Source organism: Nocardioides zhouii (assembly GCF_004137345.1).
Lineage (GTDB): Bacteria > Actinomycetota > Actinomycetes > Propionibacteriales > Nocardioidaceae > Nocardioides > Nocardioides zhouii.
In genome coordinates, this window is record NZ_SDWV01000002.1 from 253,551 (window position 1) to 275,896 (window position 22,346).

Sequence of the window (22,346 nt, forward strand, 5' to 3'; positions counted from 1 at the left end):
CCGACCAACCCGCTGTAACGCCGGGTTAGTGCTTGTACCCACCCCCGTGCTCCGGGGTGGGTACAGCTCCTAACCCGGCGTTACAGCGGCGGTCGGCCGGATACTCGCGCGTAATAGTTGGAAGTCCTACTATCTACCCATGAGCGACCTGCACACCCCCGTGAACCCGATCCGTCTCGTCACCGCCTCGGCGCTCTTCGACGGCCACGACGCGTCGATCAACATCATGCGGCGGATCTTCATGAGCCAGGGCTGCGAGGTGGTCCACCTCGGGCACAACCGGTCCGTGCAGGAGGTCGTCACCGCTGCGCTGGAGGAGGACGCGCAGGGGGTCGCGGTGTCGTCGTACCAGGGCGGGCACGTGGAGTACTTCGAGTACCTCGTCGAGTCGTTGCGCGCGCAGGGCGCCGGCCACGTCAAGGTCGTCGGCGGGGGCGGCGGCGTGATCGTGCCGTCCGAGATCACCCGCCTGCGCGAGTCGGGCGTCACCATCTTCTCGCCCGAGGACGGCCAGAAGATGGGCCTCGTCGGGATGATCAACTCCGTCGTCGCCGACTGCGACGTCGATCTCTGGGCGCAGGGCGCGGTCACCGTCGAGCAGGTGCTGAGCGGCGACCGGTTCGCCGTCGCCCGCGCGATCACCGGGGCCGAGGGTGGTCGCCTCGACGAAGCGATGCTCACCGAGATCCGGGCGGCAGCGCAGCGTCGCGTCGTGCCCGTGCTCGGCATCACCGGCACCGGCGGCTCGGGCAAGTCGTCGCTCACCGACGAGGTCGTACGCCGCTTCCGCACCGACCAGCAGGACAAGCTGCGCATCGCGGTGATCGCCGTCGACCCGACCCGCCGCAAGGGCGGCGGGGCGCTGCTCGGCGACCGGATCCGCGCCAACTCGCTCGACGGCGACCGGGTCTTCTTCCGCTCGCTCGCCACCCGCGGCGCCCACGAGGTGCCCGAGCACCTCGGCGACGTGATCGACGTGATGAAGGCCGCCGGCCACGACCTGGTCATCGTCGAGACGCCCGGCATCGGCCAGGGGGACGCCGGCATCGTGCCGCTCGTCGACCACTCGCTCTACGTCATGACGCCGGAGTTCGGCGCCGCGTCGCAGCTGGAGAAGATCGACATGCTCGACTTCGCCGACACCGTCGCGATCAACAAGTTCGAGCGCCGCGGCGCCAAGGACGCGCTGCGCGACGTCGGCCGCCAGCTCGTCCGCAACCGCAACGCCTTCGGCAAACAGCCCCACGAGATGCCGGTCTTCGGCACCAGCGCCGCGACCTTCAACGACGACGGCGTCACGGCGCTCTACCAGCACCTCCGCGCCGAGCTCGCCGACGCCGGGCTCGAGGTGCAGGAGGGCACGCTGCCGCACGTCGACGTACGCCACTCCTCCGGCATCCGCCAGGTCGTCCCCGCCGACCGCGTGCGCTACCTCTCGGAGATCACCGAGACCGTCCGCGGCTACCACGGGCGTACGTCCGAGCTGGCCGAGGCGGCGCGCAACCTGCAGCGCGTCCAGTACGTCGCCGACGCCCTGGGCGAGGCCGACGCGGGCGGCGTGCCCGCGCTGCTCGAGGCCGCACGCAAGGCCGTCCCCCACGAGGTCGCCGACCAGATCGCGGGCTGGCCCGCGGTCGTCGAGTCCTACTCCGGGGACGAGCAGGTCGTGGTCGTCCGCGACCGGGAGATCCACACCAAGCTGACCCGGGAGTCGCTCAGCGGCAACAAGATCCCCCGCGTGGCGCTCCCCCGCTTCGCCGACCACGGCGAGCTCGTGAAGTTCTGGCGCAACGAGAACCTGCCCGGCTACTACCCCTTCACCGCCGGTGTCTTCCCGTTCAAGCGCGACAACGAGGACCCGGCGCGGATGTTCGCCGGCGAGGGCGACCCGGCGCGCACCAACCGCCGTTTCAAGATCCTCAGCCACGGCAACGACGCGACCCGCCTGTCGACGGCGTTCGACTCGGTGACGCTCTACGGTCGCGACCCCGACCCGCGCCCCGACGTCTACGGCAAGGTCGGCACGTCCGGCGTCTCGGTCGCGACTCTCGACGACATGAAGGAGCTGTTCGACGGCTTCGACCTCGTCGCGCCCACCACGTCGGTGTCGCTGACCATCAACGGCCCGGCCCCGACCGTGCTGGCGTTCTTCCTCAACACCGCGATCGACCAGCAGGTGGCGGCCTTCACCGACCGCGAGGGCCGCGAGCCGTCAGCCGAGGAGCGCGCCACTGTTGCGGCGTACGCACTGGCGAACGTCCGCGGAACCGTGCAGGCCGACATCCTCAAGGAGGACCAGGGCCAGAACACGGCGCTGTTCTCGACGGAGTTCTGCCTGCGGATGATGGCCGACATCCAGGAGTGGTTCATCGAGCAGCAGGTGCGCAACTTCTACTCGGTGTCGATCTCCGGCTACCACATCGCCGAGGCGGGGGCGAACCCCATCAGCCAGCTCGCGTTCACCCTGGCCAACGGCTTCACCTACGTCGAGGCCTACCTCGCGCGCGGGATGAAGATCGACGAATTCGCGCCCAACCTGTCGTTCTTCTTCTCCAACGGCATGGACCCCGAGTACAGCGTGCTCGGCCGCGTCGCCCGCCGCATCTGGGCGGTCACGATGAAGGAGAAGTACGGCGCCTCGGAGCGCTCGCAGAAGCTGAAGTACCACGTCCAGACGAGCGGCCGTTCGCTGCACGCGCAGGAGATGGACTTCAACGACATCCGCACCACGCTGCAGGCCCTCATCGCTATCTACGACAATGCCAACAGCCTCCACACCAACGCGTACGACGAAGCGGTGACGACCCCGACGGAGGAGTCCGTACGCCGCGCGCTGGCGATCCAGCTGATCATCAACCGCGAGTGGGGTCTTGCGATGAACGAGAACCCGCTCCAGGGCTCGTACATCATCGACGACCTCACCGAGCTGGTGGAGTCGGCGGTGCTCGCCGAGTTCGACTCGATCAACGAGCGCGGTGGCGTGCTCGGCGCGATGGAGACCGGATACCAGCGCGGCCGGATCCAGGACGAGTCGATGCTCTACGAGCACCGCAAGCACGACGGCTCGCTGCCGATCATCGGCGTCAACACGTTCGTGAAGGAGTCGGCCGCCGACGCCCAGCCCCACGAGATCGAGCTGGCCCGCGCGACCGAGGCCGAGAAGGAGTCGCAGCTCTCGCGCGTACGCGCCTTCCAGGCCGCGCACGGCGCCGAGGCTCAGGAGGCGCTCGCCCGGCTCAAGGACGCCGCGATCGCCGGTGACAACGTCTTCGCCGTCCTCATGGACGCCGCCCGCGTCTGCTCGCTCCAGCAGGTCACCGAGGCGTTCTTCGAGGTCGGCGGCCAGTACCGGCGCAACGTCTGAGCCGGCAGACGCGGCGGAGCCCTGTCAGTTTCCCCGGGTACCCGGGGAAACTGGAGCCTCACCCGCGAAACTTCGCACTGGAAGCTTCAGTTTCCCCGGTTATCCGGGGATCGCGACAGAGGCGAGGCTCAGAGGTTGATCGTGATGTCCGCGTCCTTACGGAGGTCCTGGACGAGCGCGTTGGCGACCTTGCTGACCTGCTCGGTCTTCGCCTGCTCCTCGATCTGGTCGCGGACCTGGTCGAACGGCGGGATCTTCTGGCCGCCCTCCTGGGCGGCCGCCTGCTGCTTGGCCTGGTCGTAGATCGCGCGCAGCTCCTTCTCGGTCGGGCCCTGGCCGCCGTCCTCGTCCTCGACGAGCTGCTCGACCAGCAGCTGCGTCTCGACCTGGGAGCGAGCCTGCTCCTCGCTGACGCCGTTCTTCTCGATGGCGGCGAGCAGCTCCTCGGCAGAGGGCAGCTGGTTCTCCTCGGCGAGCCTCGTGAGCTCGGCGTCGATCTCGCCGTCACTGACCTCGATGCCGCGCGTCTCGGCCTCCTGCGCGAGGAGCTCGGCCGAGATCAGGTTGTCGGCCGTCTCCTGCCGCAGCGCCTCCTCGTCGGGAGCCTGGCCACTCGTCTGCGCCTGGGCCGCGGCCTGCTGGAATGCCGCCTCGTAGATCGGGACGAACTCGTCCTTGGTGACCTCCTCGCCGTTGACCTCGGCGACGACGTCGGGGATCCCGGACAGGTCCGGTCCTCCGGCGGCGTCGGCTGAGGGGTCGGCGCTGGCGCTCGACGACTCGCTCGCGGAGGCGTCCTTGTCGGAGGAGCCCGAGGAGGACGAGTCGCTCCCGCCGCCACAGGCGGACAGGACGAGCATGCTGGTGGCGGCGACGAGGCCGAGGACACTACGGGTAAACATGAGGTGATTCATCGCCATCGACCGTACGCACCCAACCTGAGCGCCCGTCTCAGGGTTCTCAGGTCACGTGGGAGAAGTGGGCCGGGTCACAGCGAGTCGGGGACGATCAGCGCGTCCGGGTCCTGCCGGACCGGCAGCTGCGCGAGCGCCGTGCGTACGAGGGTGAGGCGCGCGGCCACCGCCACCTTCTGCCGCAGCCGACCGACGCCGCTCTCCCCGAGCGTCCCCTCGACGGCGGCTGCGATCTGCGCGTCAGTGAAGGACGGCCGCGTCCCGGCCGGCACCTCGATGTCGGGCAGTGCCAGCAGGACGGGCAGCACCTGGCTGCCGACGGCCTCGAGCAGGTGGTAGCGCTCGATCTTGCTCATCGATTCCCACGCGTCGTCCTTGGCCTTGCGGCGCACCTTCCCGCCGGCGACGACCTTGGCGGCCGAGGTGACGGCGACGGTGAGCTCGTGCTCGGTGAAGCGCATGCGGACCAGCATGCCCGAGCAGGAGACCTGACTCACACTCGCGTGACGATTGGCCGGCTCCGCACGACCAACCCTCGACAGCACCACCACACCGAGAGAAGGAGCCCACGATGGGTATCGCCGACAAGGCCAAGAACGCCGCCCAGGACATCGCCGGAAAGGCCAAGGAGGTCGCGGGCGACGTCACGAACAACGACGAGCTCAAGGCCGAGGGCAAGAAGGACCAGGCTGCCTCCGACCTGAAGTCGGCCGGCGAGAACGTCAAGGACGCCTTCAAGAAGTGACCTCGCAGGCATCATGAGGGCGCCCGGCCTCCGCGCCGGGCGCCGTCACGAGGAGATCACCGCATGCGCCTGCCCGACCTCACCCCTGCCGACCTCAGCGACGCCCAGCGGGCGTTGTACGACGACATCGTCGGCGGGCCGCGCGGCAGCGGGCCGCAGCACTTCGCACTCACCACGCCCGACGGCGCGCTGACCGGCCCGTTCGGCGTGATGCTCCACGAGCCCGCCCTCGGCGCTCCGCTCCAGGAGCTCGGCAGCGCGATCCGCTACGGCACCGGGCTGACCGACCGGGTGCGCGAGATCGCGATCCTCACGGTCGCTGCGGCGACCGACAGCGCCTTCGAGCGGCACGCGCACGAGCGCGTCGGCCGATCCGTCGGACTGACCGACGTCGAGATCGGCGCCCTCGCCGGCGGCACGTTCGGCTCGACCGACGCGGTCGAGGAGGCGGCGTACATGCTCTGCCGGCGCCTGCTGGCCGACAGCCCGCGCCTCACGGACGAGGAGTACGCCGAGCTGGTCGGGGTCCTCGGTACCACGACGATCACCGAGCTCGTGGTGCTCGTCGGCTGCTACCGCACGCTCGCCCAGCTGCTCGACGTCTTCGACGTGGGATCCCCCGCCTGAGAACGGGTCAGTAGTGCGCGGTCATCACGTGCTTGATGCGCGTGTAGTCGTCGAAGCCGTAGCCCGACAGGTCCTTGCCGTAGCCGGAGTGGCCGAAGCCTCCGTGCGGCATCTCGGAGACGAACGGGATGTGGGTGTTGACCCACACGCACCCGAAGTCGAGCTCGCGGGTCAGCCGATCGGCGGTGCCGTGGTCGCGGGTCCAGACGCTGGCGGCCAGGCCGTACGGCACGCCGTTGGCCAACGTGACCGCCTCCGCCTCCTCGGCGAACGCCTGCACCGTCAGCACCGGCCCGAAGACCTCCTCCTGCACGATCCGGTCGTCCTGGCGTACGCCCGTGACGACGGTCGGCGCGAAGAAGTAGCCGGTGTCGCCGTGGCGCTTGCCACCGGTCCGTACGACGGCGTGGTCGGGCAGGTCGGCGAGGAACGCCTCGACCTTGGCGAAGTGGGCGCCGTTGTTGAGCGGGCCGTAGTCGGCCTCGGCGTCGGACGGCGGGCCGGGACGCGTGCCCTCGGCCTCGGTGACGAGCAGCGCGACGAGCTCGTCGTGGATGCTCTCGTGCACGATGACGCGGGTCGCGGCGGTGCAGTCCTGGCCGGAGTTGAAGTAGGCCGCGGCCGCGATGAGCTCGGCTGCGCGGGGCAGGTCGGCGTCGGGCATCACCACGACGGGCGCCTTGCCGCCGAGCTCGAGGTGCGCACGCTTGAGGTTCTTCGCGGCCGACGACGCGACCTCGATGCCGGCCCGCACCGAGCCGGTGATGGCGACCAGGCCCGGCGTCGGGTGTTCGACGAGGAGCCGGCCGGTGCTGGCGTCGCCGTTGATGACGTTCAGGACGCCCGCCGGCAGGATCGCCCCGGCGATCTCGGCGAGCAGCACGGTCGAGCGCGGGGTGGTGTCGCTCGGCTTGAGGACGATCGTGTTGCCGGCGGCGAGGGCAGGGGCGATCTTCCAGATGGCCATCGCGAAGGGGTAGTTCCACGGCGTCACCTGGCCGACCACGCCGATCGGCTCGCGGCGGATGCTCGAGGTGTGCCCCTCGAGGTACTCCCCCGCCGACTTGCCCTCGAGCAGCCGGGCAGCGCCGGCGAAGAAGCGCAGCTGGTCGACGCCCTGGTCGACCTCCTCGCTCGCGATGTAGCGCACCGGCTGGCCGGTGTCGCGCGCCTGGACCTCGCTGATCTCGTCGCGCCGCTCGGCGACCGCGGTGGCCAGGTCGAGCAGGTAGGCCTGGCGGCGACCCGGCGTGAGCCGCTTCCACGACTCCGAGGCGCGCGCCGCGGCGGCGTACGCCCGGTCCACCTCCTCCGGCGTCGAGACCGGGGAGCGCCCGTCGACCTCGCCGGTGACGGGGTCGACCAGGTCGATGAAGTCGGTCGCTGCCGACTCGACGAGCTCGCCGTCGATGAAGTTGCGGATCGTCTCGGTCATGTGAGGTGTGCCTTTCAGGCGACGTAGATCTTGCGAAGCGTCTCGTGGACGACCCAGGTGGTGTGCTCGCCCGCCCGGAGGCGTACGACGCTGCCGGGACCGAGCTCGACGAGCTCGCCGTCCTCGAAGGTGACCGTGGCCGAGCCGGACAGCACCACGAACACCTCGTCGACCTCGACGTCCGTGGCCGTGCCGGGACTCATCTCCCACACGCCCACCTCGACGCCGGCGACGGCGGCCAGTGCGCGCGAGCCCGCCTCGGGGGCGCCGTCGAGGACGGTGCCGGGGTCGAGGGGTGACGTCGGCACCGCGGCGGCGACATCGAGCACACGGAACATCTGGCCATCGTCCCCCGTGTCCGAGGCGGGCGTCGGCCGACGATCTGTCGTCACTTCGCCTCTCGACCGGACGTTGTGCCGGACAGCTCGGCCGCCAGCAGGGCCACGTGGAGCGACACGCGTACGTCGGGGTCGTCGAGGTCGGCATCGAGGATCGCCTCGATCCGGGCCAGACGGTCGTAGAACGCCGCCCGCGACAGGTGCAGGCTCGCGGCGGCCTCGGTCTTGCTCGCCGGGTGCAGCACCAGCGCCCGCAGCGCGGCGAGCAGGTCGGTGCGCGCTCCGTCGGCGCGGTCGTGCTGCTGGAGCGCGGAGAGCTCGCGGTCGACGAACAGCCGCAGCCGGTCATCCTCGCCGAGCAGCGCGAGCAGTCCGCGCAGGTGGAGGTCGGCGAGCCGGTGCACGTCGGGGTCCTGCTCGCGGCGGACCTGAGGCGCCGCGTCGGCGACCTGGCCGGCCTCGGTGACCGTACGCGCGATGCCGGCACGGTCGGGCACCACCCGGCCCGCCGCGAGCACGACGTCGTGGTGGGCCAGGACGCGCCCGGCGAGGCGGTCGACGAGGTCGGCGGCGTCGGCGGTGGGGGCGGCCGAGACCAGCACGCGCAGGTCGCGCTCGACCTCGCAGACCAGCGCCGGAAGCCGCAGGCCGTGCGCCGCCCGAACGACCGTGGCGGCCACCTCGTCGAGGTCGGCCGGCGCGGAGGAACCGATCCGCGGGCGGACGACCAGTCCCGCGAAGGCGCGACGCCGGACCGGGAAACCCGCCAGCTCGCAGCGCCCGAGCACCTCGTCGGAGTCGGGGTCGTCGGTGAGGCCGGACAGCAGCTCGAGGTGCGTACGCCGCATGAGCGTGCCGCGGTCGCGGTCATGGAGCCGGTGGAGGGCGAGCGCGGCGGCGGCCCGCTCGGCAACGGCGACGAGTCGCTGCGACGGTGGCGTGGGCGAGCCGATCACGAGCCGGCCCCACACCTGGTCGGCAGTGCCGAGCCGGGTGACGAGCCAGCCGTTGCCGGCGTCCCAGCCGGTGCGGCCGGCGACCTCCACCCGGCGCGACCGCGCCGGCCAGCCGTCGAGGAAGCCGCCGGCCTCGTCGGGCCCGGCGAAGTAGTCGAGCGGCCGGTGCTGGGCGTTCTCGACCACCACAGGACCGGCGGCCATCCGCTGCACCGCCTGGAGGATCTCGACGGGACCGGCCCCGCTGTTGCTGAGCTCGGTGAAGGTCTCGTGCACGCGCTGAGCCTCGCGGAGCTCGCTGAGCTGGCGGTCCACGACGCGCTCGCCGATCTCCTGGGCCAGGGCGGCGAAGCGCGTCTCCTGGCCGAGCGCCACCAGCGGCAGCCCGTGCCGCTCGCACGCCTCGACGAGTGCGGGGGGCAGGTCTGCGGCCCACCGCCGGCCGAGCTCGACCACGATGCCCACCGCGCCGACGTCGACGAGGCCCTCGGCGAAGGCCGCGAGCCCCGCACTGTCGTCGTCGGCGGGCAGGCCCGTGCCCATGGTGAGCAGCAGGTCGCCCGCGCGGAGCAGCTCACCGGCGTCGAGCCTCTCGGTGGCGTGCACCCAGCGGATCGGCCGGTCGAGGCCGGCGGCGCCCGCCACCACCGCGGGGACGGCGCGCCGGAACGTGGGCAGCCCCAGTGCCTCCTGGAGCGTCACACCCGGCGTCACCTCGGCCATGACACGTGAGCCTACGCGGGGACGGGGCGACGGATTGTCCGAACGGGGCGCGTGAATCCTACGATCCGACACCCGTCGGCGCCGGCGGGCGCACACAGGATGAGCGCATGACGAACGACATCGTGCACTGGGCCGACGGCGCACTACTGCCCGGCTCCCCCTCCGGCTGGGCCGACGTGACCAACCCCGCCACCGGTCAGGTGACCGGCCGCCTCGCGCTGGCCAGCGAGGCCGACGCGGCGCAGGTCATCGCCGCGGCCACCCGCGCCGCCCGCGGCTGGGCCACCACCTCGCTGGCGCGGCGTACGCAGGTGATGTTCGCCTTCCGCGAGCTGCTCAACAGCCGCAAGGACGAGCTCGCCGAGCTCATCACCGCAGAGCACGGCAAGGTGCATTCCGACGCGATCGGCGAGATCTCGCGCGGCCTCGAGGTCGTCGAGTTCGCGTGCGGCATCTCCCACCTGCTCAAGGGCGGCCACAGCGAGGAGGCGTCGACCGGCATCGACGTGCACTCCAAGCGCGTCCCGCTCGGCGTGGTCGGCATCATCAGCCCGTTCAACTTCCCGGCGATGGTGCCGATGTGGTTCTTCCCCATCGCCATCGCGGCCGGCAACACCGTGGTGCTGAAGCCCAGCGAGAAGGACCCGAGCGCCGCCAACTGGATCGCCGCGCTGTGGCAGGAGGCCGGTCTTCCCGACGGCGTCTTCAACGTGCTGCACGGCGACAAGACGGCCGTCGACGCGCTGCTCACCAGCCCCGACGTGCAGGCGATCAGCTTCGTCGGCTCGACCCCGATCGCGGAGTATGTCTACGAGACCGCGAGCCGCCACGGCAAGCGCGTCCAGGCCCTCGGCGGGGCGAAGAACCACATGGTCGTCCTGCCCGACGCCGACCTCGACCTCGCCGCCGACTCGGCTGTCAATGCCGGCTACGGCAGCGCCGGCGAGCGGTGCATGGCGATCAGCGTGCTCGTCGCGGTCGACCCGATCGGCGACGAGCTCGTCGCCCGGATCGCCGACCGGACTCGCACCCTGCTGATCGGTGACGGTGGTCGCGAGGCCACCGGAGGTGAGAAGGAAGCGGACATGGGTCCCCTCGTGACGAAGGCCCACCGCGACAAGGTCAGCTCCTTCATCGACTCCGGCGAGGCGGCGGGCGCGAAGGTCGTCGTCGACGGCCGCGACGTGGCCGCCCGCGGTGGCGAGGAGGGCTTCTGGCTCGGCCCGACGCTCTTCGACGACGTCACCCCGGAGATGGACATCTACCGCGAGGAGATCTTCGGCCCGGTCCTCTCGGTCGTACGGGCGAAGTCGTACGAGGAGGCGGTGGCCCTGGTCAACGCCAACGAGTACGGCAACGGCACGGCGGTCTTCACCAACGACGGCGGCGCCGCCCGGCGCTTCGAGGCCGACGTGACGGTCGGCATGATCGGCGTCAACGTCCCCGTCCCGGTGCCCGTCGCCTACTACTCCTTCGGCGGCTGGAAGCGCTCGCTCTTCGGCGACACCCACGCCCACGGCACCGAGGGCGTCCACTTCTTCACCCGCGGCAAGGTCGTCACCACCCGGTGGATCGACCCCGCCAACCGCCCCGAGGGCGGCCTCGAGCTGGGATTCCCGCGCAATGACTGACGTCCTCTCCACCGCCAGTGACCTCGCCACGACGTACGACGCCGCGCGGGCGTACGAGCTCGACCGCGCGCACGTCTTCCACTCCTGGTCGGCCCAGGCCGAGATCACGCCGATGGTCGTCACGCGCGCCGAGGGCAGCCACGTCTGGGACGCGAACGACACGCGCTACCTCGACTTCGGCTCGCAGCTGGTCTTCACCAACCTCGGCCACCAGCACCCCCGGATCGTGGCCGCGATCCAGGAGCAGGCCGCCCACCTCTGCACGATCGCCCCGGCGGTCGCCAACGGCGCGCGCTCGGAGGCCGCGCGCCTCATCGCAAGCCACACCCCGGGCGACCTCGACCACGTCTTCTTCACCAACGGCGGCGCCGACGCCAACGAGCACGCCGTACGCATGGCGCGGCTGCACACCGGCCGCCACAAGGTGCTGACGACCTACCGCAGCTATCACGGCGGCACCCACCTCGCGGTCAACATGACCGGCGACCCGCGCCGGTGGGCGAGCGACCACGGCTCGACCGGGACGGTCCACTTCTTCGGCCCGTTCCTCTACCGCAGCGCCTTCCACGCCACCACCGAGGCCGAGGAGTGCCAGCGCGCGCTCGAGCACCTCGACCAGGTCGTCGCCCTCGAGGGTCCCGCAACCGTCGCCGCGATCGTGCTCGAGGCCATCCCCGGCACCGCCGGGATCATGGTGCCGCCGCCCGGCTACCTCGCCGGCGTGCGCGAGATCTGCGACCGTCACGGCATCGTGCTCATCGCCGACGAGGTGATGTCGGGCTTCGGCCGCGCCGGCCGCTGGTTCGCCGTCGAGCACGGAGGCATCACGCCCGACCTGATCACCTTCGCCAAGGGCGTCAACTCCGGCTACGTCCCGCTCGGTGGCGTGGCGATCAGCGACGAGATCTACTCCACGTTCGCGCACCGCACCTACCCCGGCGGCCTCACCTACTCCGGACACCCGCTCGCGTGCGCGGCCGCCGTCGCCACCATCCGCACGATGGAGGACGAGGACGTCGTCGGTCGCGCGGCCAGGCTCGGCGAGGACGTCCTCGGCCCGGGCCTGCGGGCGCTCGCCGAGAAGCACGACCGGATCGGCGAGGTGCGCGGCACCGGCGCCTTCTGGGCCCTCGAGCTCGTCAGCGACCGCGCGACCCGTGAGCCGCTGGCGCCGTACGGCGGGTCCAGCCCGGCGATGGCGGCGGTCGTGAAGGCCTGCCAGGAGCGCGGCATGCTGCCGTTCGCCAACTACAACCGGATCCACGTCGTGCCCCCGCTGACGACCACCGAAGACGAGGCCCGCGAGGGACTGGCGATCCTGGACGCCGCGCTCGACGCGACCGCCTGACCTCGCGTGCCCGCCCACCGCACCGCGTACGAGCGCCACGCCCCCGATCCCCGGGTGGTGCAGCGCTCGCTCGCGGCCACGGAGCAGTCGGTCTTCTGGCTCAACGACATCGATGCCCGCGCGACGTACGCCGAGCTCACCGCGTCGACGCGCACGGACCTGACGATCGTCGGCGGCGGCTATCTCGGCCTCTGGACCGCCGTGCACGCGAAGCGTCGCGAGCCCGGGCGTCGGGTCGTGCTGCTCGAGGCGCGCACGATCGGTTGGGCCGCGTCGGGGCGCAACGGCGGCTTCTGCGAGGCCTCGCTCACCCACGGCGAGGACAACGGTCGATCGCGCTGGCCGGAGGAGTACGACGTGCTGGCGCGGCTCGGCCACGAGAACCTCGCCGGCTTCGAGGCCGACATCCGCGACCTCGGCCTGGACTGCGAGTGGGAGCGCACCGGCACCCTCTCCGTGGCGGTCGAGGAGCACCAGGTGGACTGGGTGCGCGACGAGCCGCACTTCTTTGACACCGGGCAGGTGCGCGCCGAGATCGACAGCCCGCTCTTCCTGGCCGGCTCGTTCGAGCCCGACGAGAACGCGCTGGTGCACCCGGCCAAGCTGGCGCTCGAGCTCGCCCGCGTGGCTGCCGACCTCGGCGTCGAGATCCACGAGCACTCGGCCGCGACCGCGCTGCGGCGTACGTCCGCGGGCATGCAGGTGCACACCGACCGGGCCGTGATCACCTCCGACCACGTCGTCCTCGCCACCAATGTGTTCCGGTCGCTGCTGCGCCGCAACCGGCTGATGACCGTGCCGGTCTACGACTACGTCCTGATGACCGAGCCGCTGACCACCGAGCAGCTGGCGTCGATCGGCTGGGCCGGGCGGCAGGGACTCGGCGACCTCGCCAACCAGTTCCACTACTCCCGGCGGACGGCCGGCGACCGCATCCTGTGGGGCGGGTACGACGCCATCTACCCGGCCGGTGGCCGGCTCGCCGCGCGCCACGAGGACCGGCCCGAGAGCCACGCCCGGCTCGCGTCGCACTTCCTCGCGACCTTCCCGCAGCTCGAGGACGTGCGGTTCAGCCACCGCTGGGCCGGCGCGATCGACACGTGCACCCAGTTCACCGCGTTCTACGGGCTCACCCACGACGACCGCGTGGCCCACGCCGCCGGGTTCACCGGGCTGGGCGTCGGCGCCACCCGCTTCGCCGCCGAGGTCCTGCTCGACCTGCTCGCCGGTGAGCCGACCGAGCGGACGTCGCTGCGGATGGTGCGCGAGCGACCGCTGCCGTTCCCGCCCGAGCCGTTCGCGTACGCCGGGATCAACCTCACCCGCTGGTCGCTCGACCGGGCCGACCACCGCCGCGGTCGTCGCAACCCGTACCTGCGCGCGCTCGACGCGGCCGGCCTCGGCTTCGACTCCTGACGCCCCCGCTGCCCTTGTAACGCAGGGTTGGTGCTTGTACCCACCCCCGTGCATCAGGGTGGGTACAAGCAGTAACCCGGCGTTACAGCGCGGGGCCAGGCGATCAGGCGGCGGGCGGGCGCTCGGTCAGGTCGGCCCGGAGGCTCGCCAGGATGCGGGTGAGCACGCGGGACACCTGGGCCTGGGTCAGCCCGATCTCCTCGGCGATCTCCTGCTGGGTGCGCTCCTCGACGAAGCGCAGGTGGAGGATGCGGCGGTCGCGGCCGGTCAACCTCTGCATGACGGGCTCGAGGACGATCCGCGCCTCGGCCGCCACGACGGCGTGGTCGTCGAAACCGAGGAGGTCGCCGAGGGACGCCGAGCCGTCGCCGACCGGCCCGTCGAGTGACGTCGGGGTGAAGCAGCCGTCAGCAGTGAGGGCCTCCACGACGTCCTCGAGGCCGACGCCCAGGTGGGTCGCCACCTCGGTGGGCCGGGGGGACCTACCGAGGCGTGGCTCCAGCTCGTCCTGCGCACGAGAGATACGGGACTGGAGGTCCTGCACCCGGCGCGGCGGGCGCACCATCCAGCCCGAGTCGCGGAAGTGTCGCCGCAGCTCTCCACGGATGGTCGGGACGGCGTACGACAGGAAGTCATGACCGGCACCGGGGTCGAAGCGCTGGGCGGCCTTGGTGAGGCCCAGCAGCGCGACCTGCTCGAGGTCGTCGAGATCGATGCCGCGGTTGCGGTAGCGACTCGCCATCGACCGGGCGACGCCGGCGTTGGTCTCGATGAGCGTCACCGTGAGGCCACGCGAGTCCGACGACTGGGGCTGCACCAGCCTCAGGTCGGCGACGATGCCATCGGTGCGGCGGGAGCGGGCCGCGCCCTCGAGGGGCGACGACGGTGTGCGATGTACGGGCGGTGCAGGAACGAGTGAGACGGGAACCATGGGGTTCCTTCCGGCGGCAGTTCGCTCACCGTTGTCTCCAGCAAGTACCTCGACTATCCACTGGTCCAGACCTGTGCAACAGCCGCAAAGCGAAGTCAGGCGGTCAAATATCCGCTCGATCCAAGGTTTGTCCAGGATTCTCGTCAAAGAGCTCCCGATAGTAGGTGGCGAATCGGCCGGGGTTGAAGAACCCGTGGGCCGCTGCCGCGTCGCCCACCGACGGCCACGTGCCGTCGCGCAGGGAGCGGCGCGCAAGGTCCAGGCGGACCCTCCGCAGGTAGTCCTGCGGGGTGCAGCCCAGGTGGTTGCGGAAGGCGTACTGCAGCGCGCGGGGCGTGACGCCGCACTCGCGAGCCAGGTCACCCGGCGTCAGCTCCTCGGACGAGTGTGCCTCGATGATGCGGGCGGCACGCCTGACGGTCGAGGGCGAGTCGTCCGCGGCGTCGTGGTCGACCCCGGGCAGCGTGGCTCGTACGACGACGTTGTTGGGGAACGTGTGGAGCAGGGTGTGGCCCAGGAGACAGGCGGCCGCCTCCTCCTGCTCCGCGGTCGCGTCGACGGGCAGCATCGAGGTGATCTGGTCGACGGTCGCCCGCCAGCGCGCACCGGCGGCTGCCGAGTGCGGGCGGTAGGAGGTGAAGATCAGGCGCTGGCCGAAGTCGGGGTCGGCCTCCTCGACTGCAGCGAGCAGGCCCGACCCCGACAGCGAGGTGGTGCGGAGCTCGGGGAAGTCGCAGGAGCCCGAGAAGGGCATGTCCCACCCAGTCACCAGCACCGAGTCGCCGTCCTGCACCTGGTCCTCGATGCCGTCACGGACGTAGGCGGCGGCGCCGCGCAGGACGTCGACCACCACGAGCATCGGCATCGGGTCGGAGTCGAAGGTGTACGCCGCGTCGATCCTGATGTGGTCGAAGGCAACGATGCCGTGGTTGGTGCGCTCGTGCTGCACCCCACCGAGCGGGCCCGTGAGCCGCAGGTTGGTGCCGTAGACCGTGTCCAGCCAGACCCGGGCGTCGTCGCCCGAACCCTCGAAGCCGAAGACGGCAGGTGAACCCCTGCGCGCGCGGTCGTGCGGCACGTCCACCCTCCCGGAGACGAAGCCAGTGGCCCATTTCTCGAGCCACCGCATATGGTAGTCGTCCCGAGGGATACTCACCCCTAGGGATGGGTTGCGCAGTGGGTAATATCGGAGCATTCGAGCCCGATAGCTCCGCCCTGTGTCCGCGGACCTGACGTCATTGAAAGGTGACGCGCATGTCTGGCAAGCACACACCTTCCGGCGAGCCCTCCCAGCCACTCCGGGCGACCGACGCTCCCGACGCCCTGCGCGACGAGGTGGCCCACCTCCACGAGGCGATGAAGTCGCAGCGCGACATCGGCATGGCCATCGGGCTCCTGTCGGCGAAGTTCGGCTGCAGCACCGAGCAGGCGTGGCGCACCATGCTCCGGGTCTCGCAGGACAGCAACACCAAGGTCCGTACGGTCGCGCACGTCCTGGTCACCGTCCACGACGGCACGTCCGGACCCGAGGACCAACAAGTCCTGGAGAGGTTCGAGGACCAGCTCCCCGCCTCCGGCTGGCCCGAAGGCCCGTCCACCTAGGATCGCGACCATGAGCATCGACGCTGCCGCCCTGGCGGTCAGCCTGCGCCAGCTCGCCACCACCGGGCAGGGCCACGACGGTGTCGTGGGGGCCCTCGAGCAGGTGCTGGACGCCTGCGTCGCCCTCTTCGCCGTGGACGGCGCCGGGATCCTCGTCGCCGACGACCAGGACCTCCTGCGCTACGTCGCGGCGAGCGACGGCGCCGGGCGGGTCCTGGAGAAGACGGAGGCCGACGCGGGCGAAGGACCGTGCACCTCGGCGTACGTGACGGCGAGCGTGGTCACGTCGAGCGACGTCACAGCCGAGACCGAGCGCTGGCCGGTGCTGTCGCGAGCGATGGTGGACCTGCCGGTGCGCGCGGTGCTCGGCACTCCGGTGCGGATCGGCGGCGTGCCCGTCGGCACGCTCGACGTCTACCGCGAGTCGGCCCATGACTGGGACGACAGCGAGGTGGCTGCCCTCGCGCAGTACGCCGAGGTGATCGCCACGACGCTCACGGCCGCGCTGCAGGCGCACACGGCCGGCGAGCTGGCCCGACAGCTCCAGTACGCCCTCGACTACCGGGTGGTGATCGAGCGCGCCGTCGGCTACGTGATGGCCACGCAGTCGGTCGACCCGGTGGTCGCCTTCAACGCGCTCCGTACGGCCGCGCGCAGCCGGCGTACGAAGATCGGCGAGGTCGCTGAGCACGTCCTCGAGCACGGCGCCCTGCCCGGCTGAGCCCCGGCCGCCTAGCCGAGGGGGTCCGGACCACCGGACGATCCGTCCTTGTCGTCCTTGTCGTCGTTGCGGGTGAAGAAGGAGAACGAGCCGTCGTTCTCCAGCACGCAGAGCTCGATGTCGCGCAGCCTGCGGATGCCGTTCTGCCGTGCCGCCTCGTGGAGGTCCTGGATGGTCATCCGTTCGCCGGCGAGCGTCTGGAGGAGTGGCTCACCGTCACGGACGACCACGCGCGCACGGCCGGCGAGCCACGGCCGGAAGCGCGGGAACCGGAAGGTCAGGTCGTTGAGGAGGATGCCGGCGAGAGTGAAGGTTGCGACCGCGATGATCGCCGCGGTCACGGAATAGTCCTCCTGCACGATCCCCTGGCTGACGAGGTCGCCGACCGTGATCAGCAGGATCATGTCGAACGCCGAGAGCTGTGCGACCTCGCGCTTGCCGCCGACCCGGACCACGAACCACAGGAACGCGAAGATCACGAGCGAGCGGACCAGGATGTCCATCAGGGCATCCTCCACGTCGTCCAGGTCGCCGTGACCACAGGTTCGTCTTTGTCGAGCACGCTGACCTCGCACCTGTCGAGACCGCCCAGCTGCCCGGGCGCCACCCTGGCGTCGAGCGCGACGCGCAACGACCGACCTGCCGGTGGCGGGTCGAACTCGTAGACGACCCAGTCCGCCTCGGACGTCTCCGCGGACGGGTTCGGGTACCACGACTGGAAGTCGAGATGGTCGAAGTACGTGCTGCAGAAGCGGACCTGCACCGAGTCGCCGAACCCGGTGTCGGTGGTGATGGTCAGAGTGAGCGGCGCCGGCTCGCCAGCTCGAGCGATCTGCGCGTACTCGAGGCCCACGGCATATCCACCGCCGACAGCAGAGGTGTCACCCGCGCGGGGGCCCAGCGCGTCGAAGCCGGCCGCGAGGACGATCGTGATGAGGACGGCGACACCGATGCGGCGGCCGACCCGCGACCCCGTCCGGGGCGGCGCGTCACTCAGGTCCGACGTCGTCGCGTCGGATCGCGAGGTCAACGATTCCCGCACAGCAACATCTTCGCAGCATGTCGTGCTGGATCGCGGTCAAGCGCGGCCGTATGTGTCGGTGCCGTCGGGGTACGGCGGAGGCATGCAGGAGAGCAGCAGATGAGCACGACCAGCCGTCCGGTGTCCGCGACCCCGGAGCAGGTGTGGTCAGTGCTCGCCGACGGCTGGCTCTACGCCCTGTTCGTCGTCGGTGCGGCACGGATGCGTGACGTCGACGCGGGCTGGCCCGCGGTCGGGACGAGACTGCACCACAGCGTCGGCTCGTGGCCACTGCTCATCGACGACACGACCGAGGTGCTGGAGGTGGAGGAGGGCCATCGGTTGCTGCTGCTGGCGCGTGGATGGCCGGCCGGCCAGGCCCATGTCGAGATCATCCTGGAGCCCCGCGGCACCGACACGATGGTGACGATCGTCGAGCAGGCGACCTCCGGCCCCGGAGCCCTCATCCCGAAGCCCGTGCAGGACGTGCAGCTGCACGTGCGCAACATCGAGACGTTGCGCCGCCTCGCCATGCTGGTGGAGGGCCGGACCCGGTGACGTCGGGACACCGCCACGACGCCATCGTGATCGGGGCGGGTCCCAACGGCCTCGTCGCGGCCAACCTGCTGGCCGACGCCGGGTGGGACGTCCTGGTGCTGGAGGCGCAGTCCACGCCGGGAGGCGCCGTACGCAGCGATCGTGAGCTGCACCCCGACTTCGTCCACGACACGTTCAGCGCGTTCTACCCCTTGGCCGTGGCCTCGCGGGCGATGACCTCGCTACAGCTCGAGCAGCACGGCCTGGTGTGGGAGCACGCCCCGGCCGTGCTCGGGCACCCGTTCGGTGACGGCCAGTGGGCGCTGCTGCACCGCGACCGGGAGCTGACGGCCTCCGGGCTGGATGCGCTGCACGCCGGTGACGGCGAGGCATGGCTGGACCTCTGCCGCACCTGGGACCGCATCGGAGAGCCGCTGGTCGACGCCCTCACCTCGCCGTTCCCGCCGGTGCGGGCCGGCGCTCGGCTGCTGCCGGGGCTCGCGCGGTCGGGTGGCCTCGACACGGTCCGGATGATGGCCACGCCGGTCGCCTCGCTGGGTCGCGAGCTCTTCGGCGGACCCGCCGCACGACTGCTGCTGGCCGGCAACGCCGGCCATGCCGACTTCCCGCTGTCATCGCCGGGGTCCGGGGGCTTCGGGGTCCTGATGACGATGCTCGGACAGACCGTCGGCTTCCCGGTCCCGCAGGGTGGCGCCCAGGCCCTCACCGACGCACTCGTCGCACGGTTCACCAGCCTCGGCGGCCGGCTCGAGACCGGCACACCGGTCACTCGCGTCGTCGTACGCGGTGGTGCGGTCACGGGTGTCGCGACCCGGGACGGCGAGCGGTACGACGCCCCGGTGGTCGTCGCCGACGTCGTGGCCCCGCGCCTCTTCGGAGGGCTCGTGCGCAAGGAGGACCTGCCGGCACGGGTGGTGCGCGGGATGCGGGACTTCGAGCTCGACCCCGGCACGGTCAAGGTCGACTGGGCCCTGACCGGAGCCGTCCCCTGGGCCGGCGCACCTGCCCCTGCCGCCGCGCCCGGAACAGTGCACGTCGCGGACTCCGTGGACGAGATGACGCAGACGCTCGCCCAGGTCGCCTCGGGCGTGGTGCCCGACCGTCCCTTCATGCTGACCGGCCAGATGACGACCAGCGACGCCTCGCGCTCCCCGGCCGGCACCGAGTCGTTCTGGGCCTACACGCACGTGCCGCAACCCGGTGCCACCCGGAGCGACGCCGGCGGTGAGGTCAGCGGCCGCTGGGGCCACGACGACCTGGAGCGGTTCGCCGACCGCATGCAGGCACGGTTGGAGACGAGGGCGCCCGGTTTCGGCGCCCTCGTCGCCGCCCGCCGGGTGCTGGGTCCCCACGAGCTGGAGGCGCGCAACGCGAACCTCATCGGCGGTGCCGTCAACGGAGGCACCTCGCAGCTCCACCAGGAGCTGGTCTTCCGACCCGTGCCGGCGATGCGCGGGCGGGCGGCCACCGGTGTGGCCGGGCTCTACCTCAGCTCGGCATCGGCGCACCCCGGCGGCGGCGTCCACGGCGCAGCCGGCGCGAATGCCGCACGTGCGGCCCTGTGGCACCACCGCACGCGGCTGGCGCGGCGACGACGTACGCCCTAGCGGCGCGGGATGACCTTGTGCGTCCCGTCGCACCACGGCTTCCGGCTCGACTTGTCGCAGCGGCACAGCGCCACCACCGGCCGCTCGACGCGGTGCAGCGTGCCCTCGGCGTCCCGGATGGTCGATGCGCCGCGCACCAGCATCGGCCCGTGGGGCTCCAGCACGATGTCGGGGTGGTCGAAGTCGGCCTCACTCATCGCTCGACACCCCACGCGCGGAAGAGCGCCGTCGCGACCCGCGACTCGAGGTCCAGGCAGGTGAACGCCCCAAAGAGGATCTCCGCGACCTGGTCGGGCTCGTCCTCCGCGAGGGTGCCGCAGATGTCGCGTGCGGCCAGCTGCTCGTGGACGGCGTCCGCCTCGACGTGCTCGTCGTAGTAGCCGACCATGTCGCCGTCCAGCCCGAGACGACCGAGGCCCTGCGCGATCTTGCGGGCGGGCAGCGAGCTGGTCATCTCGAAGGCGGCGAGGTGACCCATCGCCGCGCCTCGCAGGCGTCGCTGCATGCCGAACATCGAGAGCGCGTTGTTGAGCTCGAGGGTCTCGGGCAGGGCGTCGTCGACGTAGCCGCCGTACTCCGAGCGCAGGCCGACGGACTCGAGGCCCTTCGCGAACAGGTGCGCGTGCAGCAGGTTGGGATTGCCGTTGCCGTACTCGTCGAACTGCAGCTCCATCAGCGCCGCCTTGGCCCGGGTCGGCAGGTGCGGCACGACCCAGGCGGTCGGGTCGGCCTCCTTGAGCTGGTAGACCGAGCGCTGGCGCAGCAGCTCTAGGACCTGGTCCACGTCGGCGGAGCGACGTACGTGGTCGGCCAGGGAGGGTCCGTCGTCGGACGCGACCAGCTCCTCGAGCTCGGCCGGCACGTCGGCAGCGGCAGGCAGGTTCGGCCTGTCCGCGTGGTCCCACCGGCCGCGCAGCCGTCGCTCGAGCGACGACTCGAGGTCATGGCGTACGACGACGACCACGGGGTTGCGCTCGGCGTCGTCCGACGCGTCCTCGAAGCCGCGGTAGGACAGCTCATGCAGGGTCCAGAGGGCGATGGCCTCGTCGTCCTGATCGGCAGGCAGCGGTGCGGACCCACCAAGGTAAGTATCGCCTTCGGCGAGCCGGGCCACGACCCACTCACTGAGCGGCCCGCGAGCTTTCGGCATCCTCACGGCGTGAACACCACCTTGACCATGCCGTCCTCCTTGTCGCGGAACTTCCGGTAGGCCTCGGGGGCGTCGGTGAGCGGCAGGTGGTGGGTCGCGAACGTCTCGACACCGAGCACGTCCTCGTCCTGCTGGAGCAGGGCGAGGATCTCGTCGCTCCACCGGTGGACGTTGGCCTGGCCCATGCGCAGCTGGATCTGCTTGTCGAAGAGCTCGAACATCGGGAGCGGGTCGGTCGGGGCGCCGTACACGCCGGAGATGCTGATCGTGCCGCCGCGACGTACCGAGTCGATGGCGCTCAGAAGGGCTGCCAGCCGGTCGCTACCCACGTTGAGCATCACCTTCTCCTGCACCTTCTTCGGCAGCAGGCCGAGCGCCTTCTGGGCGGTCTCGGCGACGGGCGAGCCATGAGCCTCCATGCCGACCGCGTCGATCACGGCGTCGGCACCGCGGCCGTGCGTCATCTCCCGGATGGCGTCCCCCACCCCGTCGACCTCGGTGTGGTCGATCGTGCTGCCCCCGCGGCCGTGGATGCGGGCGAGCCGCTCGCGGACCGAGTCGACGACGATGACGTCGAGGCCACGGTGCAGGGCGATGCGGGCGGCCATGTCGCCGATCGGACCCGCGCCGATGATCGCCAGCGTGCCGCCGTCCTCGACGTCGGCGTACTCGACGGCCTGCCACGCAGTGGGCAGGACGTCGGAGAGGAAGAGGAACCGGTCGTCCGGCGGCCCGTGCGGGACCTTGATCGGCAGTGCGTCGCCGAAGGGCACGCGCAGCATCTCTGCCTGCCCGCCGGGCACCTGCCCGTAGAGCTTGCTGTAGCCGAAGAGGCTGGCGCCCGTGCCGGTGTCGGTGTTCTGGGTGGTTTCGCACTGGCTGAACAGCCCGCGGTCGCACATCCAGCACGACCCGCAGCTGATGTTGAAGGGGACGACGACCCGGTCGCCCACCTGCAGGGTCTGGACCGCCGAGCCCACCTCGCGCACGATCCCCATCGACTCGTGGCCGACGATGTCGCCCGCCGTCATGAACGGCGACAACGGGTCGTAGAGGTGGAGGTCCGACCCGCACAGTCCGGTCGACGTGATGTCCACGACGACATCGGTCGGCTGCTCGATCACCGCGTCCGGAACCTCGATGACCTGCATGTCCTGCTTGCCCTGCCACGTGACTGCTCTCATGGTTGGACAGTGCCCAACCCGCAGGTGAGCATGCGCTCGGGCCGGGCGATCCCGCCCATTGTGGGGTGACGGGAT

At 71.2% G+C, this 22,346-nt stretch carries 22 protein-coding genes; 10 read left to right on the forward strand and 12 right to left on the reverse strand.

The window, feature by feature from the left end; genetic code table 11:
* The first annotated feature begins 139 nt into the window (after positions 1 to 139).
* Positions 140 to 3,364, forward strand: a complete 3,225-nt coding sequence (gene icmF, locus EUA94_RS02995) for a fused isobutyryl-CoA mutase/GTPase IcmF (protein ID WP_129424513.1) — start codon at positions 140 to 142, stop codon at positions 3,362 to 3,364.
* Positions 3,365 to 3,492: 128 nt separating this feature from the next.
* On the opposite strand, the gene EUA94_RS03000 is transcribed toward icmF, so the two are convergent.
* A complete protein-coding gene (locus tag EUA94_RS03000; protein WP_165356776.1) occupies positions 3,493 to 4,278 on the reverse strand; it encodes a SurA N-terminal domain-containing protein in 786 nt (261 codons plus the stop codon).
* A gap of 74 nt (positions 4,279 to 4,352) precedes the next feature.
* Positions 4,353 to 4,739 carry a hypothetical protein gene (locus tag EUA94_RS03005; protein ID WP_129424516.1) on the reverse strand — a complete coding sequence of 129 codons (387 nt, stop codon included), beginning with the start codon at positions 4,737 to 4,739 and terminating at the stop codon, positions 4,353 to 4,355.
* A 110-nt stretch (positions 4,740 to 4,849) separates the two neighbouring features.
* On the opposite strand from EUA94_RS03005, the gene EUA94_RS03010 reads away from it, so the two are divergent.
* Positions 4,850 to 5,023 carry a CsbD family protein gene (locus EUA94_RS03010; protein WP_129424518.1) on the forward strand — a complete coding sequence of 58 codons (174 nt, stop codon included), beginning with the start codon at positions 4,850 to 4,852 and terminating at the stop codon, positions 5,021 to 5,023.
* Positions 5,024 to 5,086: 63 nt separating this feature from the next.
* Positions 5,087 to 5,650 (forward strand): carboxymuconolactone decarboxylase family protein, encoded by a 564-nt coding sequence (locus tag EUA94_RS03015; protein ID WP_129424520.1) that lies wholly within the window; start codon positions 5,087 to 5,089, stop codon positions 5,648 to 5,650.
* A gap of 7 nt (positions 5,651 to 5,657) precedes the next feature.
* Here the strand turns inward: EUA94_RS03015 and EUA94_RS03020 are convergent, their stop codons facing one another.
* Genes EUA94_RS03020 through EUA94_RS03030 form a run of 3 tightly spaced genes read right to left on the reverse strand, consistent with a single transcriptional unit; the run spans position 5,658 to position 9,102 of the window.
* On the reverse strand, positions 5,658 to 7,085 hold the full coding sequence (locus tag EUA94_RS03020; RefSeq protein ID WP_129424522.1) for a gamma-aminobutyraldehyde dehydrogenase: 1,428 nt from the start codon (positions 7,083 to 7,085) through the stop codon (positions 5,658 to 5,660).
* Positions 7,086 to 7,099: 14 nt separating this feature from the next.
* Positions 7,100 to 7,423 (reverse strand): cupin domain-containing protein, encoded by a 324-nt coding sequence (locus tag EUA94_RS03025; protein WP_129424524.1) that lies wholly within the window; start codon positions 7,421 to 7,423, stop codon positions 7,100 to 7,102.
* 50 nt (positions 7,424 to 7,473) lie between these two features.
* A complete protein-coding gene (locus EUA94_RS03030; protein ID WP_129424526.1) occupies positions 7,474 to 9,102 on the reverse strand; it encodes a PucR family transcriptional regulator in 1,629 nt (542 codons plus the stop codon).
* 107 nt (positions 9,103 to 9,209) lie between these two features.
* Here EUA94_RS03030 and EUA94_RS03035 point away from each other — a divergent pair, with 107 nt between their 5' ends.
* The 3 genes from EUA94_RS03035 to EUA94_RS03045 are packed head-to-tail and all read left to right on the forward strand — an operon-like array spanning position 9,210 to position 13,497.
* Positions 9,210 to 10,733 (forward strand): CoA-acylating methylmalonate-semialdehyde dehydrogenase, encoded by a 1,524-nt coding sequence (locus tag EUA94_RS03035; RefSeq protein ID WP_129424528.1) that lies wholly within the window; start codon positions 9,210 to 9,212, stop codon positions 10,731 to 10,733.
* Entirely contained in the window at positions 10,726 to 12,081 is a 1,356-nt protein-coding gene (locus EUA94_RS03040) for an aspartate aminotransferase family protein (protein ID WP_129424530.1), read from the forward strand. Before EUA94_RS03035 ends, EUA94_RS03040 begins: the two co-directional genes overlap by 8 nt.
* Before the next feature lie 6 nt (positions 12,082 to 12,087).
* Entirely contained in the window at positions 12,088 to 13,497 is a 1,410-nt protein-coding gene (locus EUA94_RS03045; protein ID WP_129424532.1) for an NAD(P)/FAD-dependent oxidoreductase, read from the forward strand.
* Between the two features lie 103 nt (positions 13,498 to 13,600).
* Here the strand turns inward: EUA94_RS03045 and EUA94_RS03050 are convergent, their stop codons facing one another.
* Together EUA94_RS03050 and EUA94_RS03055 are read right to left on the reverse strand one after the other, a co-directional pair.
* Positions 13,601 to 14,428 carry a sigma-70 family RNA polymerase sigma factor gene (locus EUA94_RS03050; RefSeq protein WP_129424534.1) on the reverse strand — a complete coding sequence of 276 codons (828 nt, stop codon included), beginning with the start codon at positions 14,426 to 14,428 and terminating at the stop codon, positions 13,601 to 13,603.
* 103 nt (positions 14,429 to 14,531) lie between these two features.
* The gene (locus EUA94_RS03055) at positions 14,532 to 15,506 is read right to left on the reverse strand and encodes a helix-turn-helix transcriptional regulator (protein ID WP_129424536.1); all 975 of its coding nucleotides are present in this window, start codon (positions 15,504 to 15,506) and stop codon (positions 14,532 to 14,534) included.
* A gap of 176 nt (positions 15,507 to 15,682) precedes the next feature.
* On the opposite strand from EUA94_RS03055, the gene EUA94_RS03060 reads away from it, so the two are divergent.
* Complete coding sequence (locus EUA94_RS03060) at positions 15,683 to 16,030, forward strand: ANTAR domain-containing protein (RefSeq protein WP_129424538.1); 348 nt, start codon at positions 15,683 to 15,685, stop codon at positions 16,028 to 16,030.
* Between the two features lie 10 nt (positions 16,031 to 16,040).
* Positions 16,041 to 16,751 carry a GAF and ANTAR domain-containing protein gene (locus tag EUA94_RS03065; protein WP_129424540.1) on the forward strand — a complete coding sequence of 237 codons (711 nt, stop codon included), beginning with the start codon at positions 16,041 to 16,043 and terminating at the stop codon, positions 16,749 to 16,751.
* A gap of 11 nt (positions 16,752 to 16,762) precedes the next feature.
* Here EUA94_RS03065 and EUA94_RS03070 read toward each other — a convergent pair whose 3' ends face one another.
* Together EUA94_RS03070 and EUA94_RS03075 are read right to left on the reverse strand one after the other, a co-directional pair.
* Entirely contained in the window at positions 16,763 to 17,254 is a 492-nt protein-coding gene (locus tag EUA94_RS03070) for a DUF421 domain-containing protein (RefSeq protein ID WP_129424542.1), read from the reverse strand.
* On the reverse strand, positions 17,254 to 17,793 hold the full coding sequence (locus EUA94_RS03075; RefSeq protein ID WP_129424544.1) for a hypothetical protein: 540 nt from the start codon (positions 17,791 to 17,793) through the stop codon (positions 17,254 to 17,256). The genes EUA94_RS03070 and EUA94_RS03075 overlap by 1 nt, the downstream gene beginning before the upstream one ends.
* A gap of 99 nt (positions 17,794 to 17,892) precedes the next feature.
* Here EUA94_RS03075 and EUA94_RS03080 point away from each other — a divergent pair, with 99 nt between their 5' ends.
* Positions 17,893 to 18,330, forward strand: coding sequence for an SRPBCC family protein (locus tag EUA94_RS03080; protein WP_129424546.1), 438 nt, complete (start codon positions 17,893 to 17,895; stop codon positions 18,328 to 18,330).
* The gene (locus EUA94_RS03085) at positions 18,327 to 19,937 is read left to right on the forward strand and encodes a phytoene desaturase family protein (RefSeq protein WP_207210372.1); all 1,611 of its coding nucleotides are present in this window, start codon (positions 18,327 to 18,329) and stop codon (positions 19,935 to 19,937) included. The genes EUA94_RS03080 and EUA94_RS03085 overlap by 4 nt, the downstream gene beginning before the upstream one ends.
* Here the strand turns inward: EUA94_RS03085 and EUA94_RS03090 are convergent.
* From EUA94_RS03090 to EUA94_RS03100, 3 genes are read right to left on the reverse strand one after another with little or no spacing between them, the layout of a single operon-like run.
* Positions 19,934 to 20,134, reverse strand: coding sequence for a CDGSH iron-sulfur domain-containing protein (locus EUA94_RS03090; protein ID WP_129424548.1), 201 nt, complete (start codon positions 20,132 to 20,134; stop codon positions 19,934 to 19,936). The two genes, EUA94_RS03085 and EUA94_RS03090, sit on opposite strands and share 4 nt — an antisense overlap.
* Complete coding sequence (locus tag EUA94_RS03095) at positions 20,131 to 21,087, reverse strand: iron-containing redox enzyme family protein (protein ID WP_129424550.1); 957 nt, start codon at positions 21,085 to 21,087, stop codon at positions 20,131 to 20,133. Before EUA94_RS03095 ends, EUA94_RS03090 begins: the two co-directional genes overlap by 4 nt.
* 2 nt (positions 21,088 to 21,089) lie before the next feature.
* Entirely contained in the window at positions 21,090 to 22,271 is a 1,182-nt protein-coding gene (locus tag EUA94_RS03100; protein ID WP_129424552.1) for a zinc-dependent alcohol dehydrogenase, read from the reverse strand.
* Between the last annotated feature and the right edge of the window lie 75 nt (positions 22,272 to 22,346).

Excerpts from the sequence above, each read along its gene's own strand:
- EUA94_RS03040 (WP_129424530.1), top strand. The coding sequence starts at position 10,726 with ATGACTGACGTCCTCTCCACCGCCAGTGACCTCGCCACGACGTACGAC.
- EUA94_RS03050 (WP_129424534.1), bottom strand. The coding sequence starts at position 14,428 with ATGGTTCCCGTCTCACTCGTTCCTGCACCGCCCGTACATCGCACACCG.
- icmF (WP_129424513.1), top strand. The coding sequence starts at position 140 with ATGAGCGACCTGCACACCCCCGTGAACCCGATCCGTCTCGTCACCGCC.
- EUA94_RS03035 (WP_129424528.1), top strand. The coding sequence starts at position 9,210 with ATGACGAACGACATCGTGCACTGGGCCGACGGCGCACTACTGCCCGGC.
- EUA94_RS03030 (WP_129424526.1), bottom strand. The coding sequence starts at position 9,102 with ATGGCCGAGGTGACGCCGGGTGTGACGCTCCAGGAGGCACTGGGGCTG.
- EUA94_RS03100 (WP_129424552.1), bottom strand. The coding sequence starts at position 22,271 with ATGAGAGCAGTCACGTGGCAGGGCAAGCAGGACATGCAGGTCATCGAG.
- EUA94_RS03095 (WP_129424550.1), bottom strand. The coding sequence starts at position 21,087 with ATGCCGAAAGCTCGCGGGCCGCTCAGTGAGTGGGTCGTGGCCCGGCTC.
- EUA94_RS03015 (WP_129424520.1), top strand. The coding sequence starts at position 5,087 with ATGCGCCTGCCCGACCTCACCCCTGCCGACCTCAGCGACGCCCAGCGG.
- EUA94_RS03010 (WP_129424518.1), top strand. The coding sequence starts at position 4,850 with ATGGGTATCGCCGACAAGGCCAAGAACGCCGCCCAGGACATCGCCGGA.
- EUA94_RS03000 (WP_165356776.1), bottom strand. The coding sequence starts at position 4,278 with ATGAATCACCTCATGTTTACCCGTAGTGTCCTCGGCCTCGTCGCCGCC.
- EUA94_RS03060 (WP_129424538.1), top strand. The coding sequence starts at position 15,683 with ATGTCTGGCAAGCACACACCTTCCGGCGAGCCCTCCCAGCCACTCCGG.
- EUA94_RS03080 (WP_129424546.1), top strand. The coding sequence starts at position 17,893 with ATGAGCACGACCAGCCGTCCGGTGTCCGCGACCCCGGAGCAGGTGTGG.
- EUA94_RS03025 (WP_129424524.1), bottom strand. The coding sequence starts at position 7,423 with ATGTTCCGTGTGCTCGATGTCGCCGCCGCGGTGCCGACGTCACCCCTC.
- EUA94_RS03005 (WP_129424516.1), bottom strand. The coding sequence starts at position 4,739 with ATGCGCTTCACCGAGCACGAGCTCACCGTCGCCGTCACCTCGGCCGCC.
- EUA94_RS03065 (WP_129424540.1), top strand. The coding sequence starts at position 16,041 with ATGAGCATCGACGCTGCCGCCCTGGCGGTCAGCCTGCGCCAGCTCGCC.
- EUA94_RS03020 (WP_129424522.1), bottom strand. The coding sequence starts at position 7,085 with ATGACCGAGACGATCCGCAACTTCATCGACGGCGAGCTCGTCGAGTCG.
- EUA94_RS03070 (WP_129424542.1), bottom strand. The coding sequence starts at position 17,254 with ATGGACATCCTGGTCCGCTCGCTCGTGATCTTCGCGTTCCTGTGGTTC.
- EUA94_RS03090 (WP_129424548.1), bottom strand. The coding sequence starts at position 20,134 with ATGAGTGAGGCCGACTTCGACCACCCCGACATCGTGCTGGAGCCCCAC.